Below are 2961 nucleotides of genomic sequence, written 5' to 3'. Positions count from 1 at the left end.
CGCCTGCCCGGCCGGTCGGCCCGGTCGGCCCGGTGCCTCCCGGGCCGGGAACGGCCTGCGCGGGACCCGCGCCCCCAATCCACGCGCACGCCTCCACATCGTCGTCGACACCGTCGTGGTGGCAACGACCGGTGATCGACCGTGGTTACGCGCGGGGACCCGTCACCGGAAGCCGGTCGGCAGCAGGCGCGCCAGCCTGCGCACCGCCCGGTGCTGGAGCGCCTTCACCGCACCCTCGTTGCGCTGCATGATCGTGGCGGTCTCCGAGACGGAGTAGCCCTGGATGAACCGCAGGATGATGCACTCCCGCTGGTCGTCACCGAGGTCGGCGATGCACCGGAGCAGCTCGTCGTGCGTGCTCCGGTTGATGACCTGCTGTTCGGGTCCCGACCCCGCGGCCTCGGACGGCGGCGGGGACTCCGCGATCTCCTCCGTGACGACCTCCATCCGGAACCGGCTGGACTTCACGTGGTCCAGCACCAGGTTGCGGGCGATGGTGGTGAACCAGGCCCCGACGTCGCGCCCCTGGTAGGAGATCGACGTGATCCGGCGCAGGGCGCGCAGGAAGGTCTCGCTCGTGACGTCCTCGGCCAGGTGCCGGTCGCCCACCCGCAGGAGCACGTACCGGTACACGCCGTCGACGTGCCGGTCGTAGAGCGTGCCGAACGCGGCCGTGTCGCCGGCCTGGGCCCGGCGGACGAGATCCCAGTTCTCCGCCACGGTGGCGTCGACGGGCTCGGCGCGTGCCGTCTGTTCGGTCACCGCGCCCCCGACCGGTCGCAACCGTGCGGGTGCGGGCCCCGCCGCAACAGCGATCGGCATGCTCACGTGTCGCACCTCCTCCGGGCCCTTTCCCGGCCTCCGCGTGATCATCGCCACTACGTCGCCCGACGGAGCATACGGGTAGTTACCCAAAAGTAGGTAGTGGTGTCCCTGTTGCGAATTGGGCACGGCCCGGCTCTGATCACGCCCCGCGGGGGAGTGGTGGCACACTGTCCGGACTCGGAAAGGGGCTGTTTGTGACCGGTGAGGACAGCAATGTCGCCGACCTCGTCGCCTCCGCGGCGCGGGCCCGACCCGACCATGCGGCGTTGATCGATACAGCGACACACACCACACTGACCTGGCGTGCCGTCGACCGCGCCGTCGACGCGCTCGCGACCCGGATCGCCGCCACCGGCGTCGGTCCCGGCGACCGGGTCGCGCTGCGGCTGCCGACCTCGGCGCGCTTCGCCGTCGCCTTCTTCGCGATCCTGCGCGCGGACGCGATCGCGGTCCCGCTGAACCCGCAGGCGCCCCCGGGCGAGACCACCCCGGTGTTCGACCACAGCGGGGCCCGGCTGCTGATCGCCGACCGCGCGCTCGGAACCGGGGACGAACCAAAACTCCTGGTGCCGGACCCGGACCCGGCCCCGCAGCCGGAGTCGGAGCCGGAGTCGGGCGCCGCCCTCGCCCGGGGCACCTCCCGGGGCGGGGAGGACATCGCCGCGATCTTCTACACCTCGGGCACCGCCGGGCCCGCCCGTGGCGCGATGCTGTCCCACCGTGCGCTGCTGGCCAACGTCCGCCAGCTGCACGCCCTCGACCCGCCGGCCACCCTCCCGGACGACCGGGTGTTCGTGGCGATCCCGCTGCACCACATCTACGGCCTGGGCCCGGGGCTGCTCTCGGCCGCGGCGGCGGGCGCCACGACCGTGCTCGCGCCCCGGTTCGAACTGGGGCAGGCCCTGGCCGACCTCACCGCGTACGGGGTGAGCGCGATGGTGGGGGTTCCCGCGATGTACGCGGCGCTGGCCGAGCAGCCGCCCGAACGGATCCGGGAGAGCGTGTCGGCGCTGCGGCTGATGGTCTCCGGGGCCGCCGCCCTGCACCCCCGGGTGCTGGCCGCGATCCGCTCGGCCACCGGCCAGGGGGTCTACGAGGGGTACGGGCTCACCGAGACCGCACCCGTGGTGACCTCCACGCTGCGGACCGGCTACCCGAAACCGGGCTCGGTGGGCCGGCCGCTGCCCGGCGTCGAGGTGCGGCTGGTGGACAGCGACGGTGACCCGCTGCCGGTGCCGCTCGACCCGGACGACCCCGACGACGCCTTCGACACCGACGCCGACGGCACCGGGCTCGTCGCCGTGCGCGGGGACAACCTCTTCTCCGGGTACTGGCCGGACGGGGCGTACGGACCGGACGCCGAGGGCTGGTTCCGGACCGGGGACGTCGGCTACATCGACGTCGACGGCGACCTGCACCTCGTCGACCGGGCCACGGACGTCGTGATCGTGAACGGGTTCAACGTGTACCCGCACGAGGTGGAGGAGGTCATCGGCGCGATGCCGCAGGTCGCCGAGGTGGCCGTGGTGGGCATGCTCGACGAGCGCACCGGCGAGGCCGTGAAGGCGGTCGTGGTGCCCGCGGCGGGGGCGGGGCTGTCCGCGCAGCGGGTGCAGGAGCACTGCGCCGAGCACCTGGCCGGCTACAAGGTTCCCCGCACGGTCGATCTGGTCACCGAGCTGCCGCACTCCCCGACGGGCAAGGTCCGCCGGGCGGAACTGCGTTCGTCCGGGGGTGTCCCGGGGGACACCGCCGGGGACACCGCCGGGGGCACGGCCGGGGACACCGTCGGTGCGGACGCCGGGGAGGATGGGGGCCATGGCTGACGTTGCGCACCCGCAGGGGCACTCGGTGACGGTCATGACCCGCGCGGACTGCCCGGCGTGCGAGACCGCCGAACGCGACGTGGAACGGGTCTGCGGTGAGCTCGGGGTGCCGTTCACCGTCGCCGACGTGGACACCGACCCCGAGTGGCGGGCCGAGTACGGCGACCGGGTCCCGGTGATCCTCGTGGACGACGCCGAGCACGACTACTGGTCGGTCGACAAGACCCGGCTGCGCGCCGCGCTGGGCGGCTGAGCGGCCCCGGAGCACCGCGCGGGCGGCGCGGAGGGGGTGCGCGGGTCCAGGATGGGC

At 73.8% G+C, this 2961-nt stretch carries 3 protein-coding genes; 2 read left to right on the top strand and 1 reads right to left on the bottom strand.

What is annotated here, in order from left to right:
- Positions 1-162: 162 nt before the first annotated feature.
- Positions 163-828 carry a sigma-70 family RNA polymerase sigma factor gene (locus tag ACTIR_RS0118455; protein ID WP_026455387.1) on the bottom strand — a complete coding sequence of 222 codons (666 nt, stop codon included), beginning with the start codon at positions 826-828 and terminating at the stop codon, positions 163-165.
- 191 nt (positions 829-1019) lie between these two features.
- Between ACTIR_RS0118455 and ACTIR_RS0118450 the strand changes: the two genes are divergently transcribed.
- Both ACTIR_RS0118450 and ACTIR_RS0118445 read left to right on the top strand, forming a co-directional pair.
- Positions 1020-2651 carry an AMP-binding protein gene (locus ACTIR_RS0118450; RefSeq protein WP_026455386.1) on the top strand — a complete coding sequence of 544 codons (1632 nt, stop codon included), beginning with the start codon at positions 1020-1022 and terminating at the stop codon, positions 2649-2651.
- Positions 2644-2904 (top strand): glutaredoxin family protein, encoded by a 261-nt coding sequence (locus ACTIR_RS0118445; RefSeq protein ID WP_026455385.1) that lies wholly within the window; start codon positions 2644-2646, stop codon positions 2902-2904. The genes ACTIR_RS0118450 and ACTIR_RS0118445 overlap by 8 nt, the downstream gene beginning before the upstream one ends.
- Positions 2905-2961: the final 57 nt, after the last annotated feature.

It is taken from the genome of Saccharomonospora iraqiensis subsp. iraqiensis, from assembly GCF_000430445.1.
Lineage (GTDB): Bacteria > Actinomycetota > Actinomycetes > Mycobacteriales > Pseudonocardiaceae > Saccharomonospora > Saccharomonospora iraqiensis.
This window is presented reverse-complemented; position numbering and strand designations above follow the sequence as displayed.

Coding starts and splice junctions, on each gene's coding strand:
- ACTIR_RS0118445 (WP_026455385.1), top strand. CDS start 2,644: ATGGCTGACGTTGCGCACCCGCAGGGGCACTCGGTGACGGTCATGACC.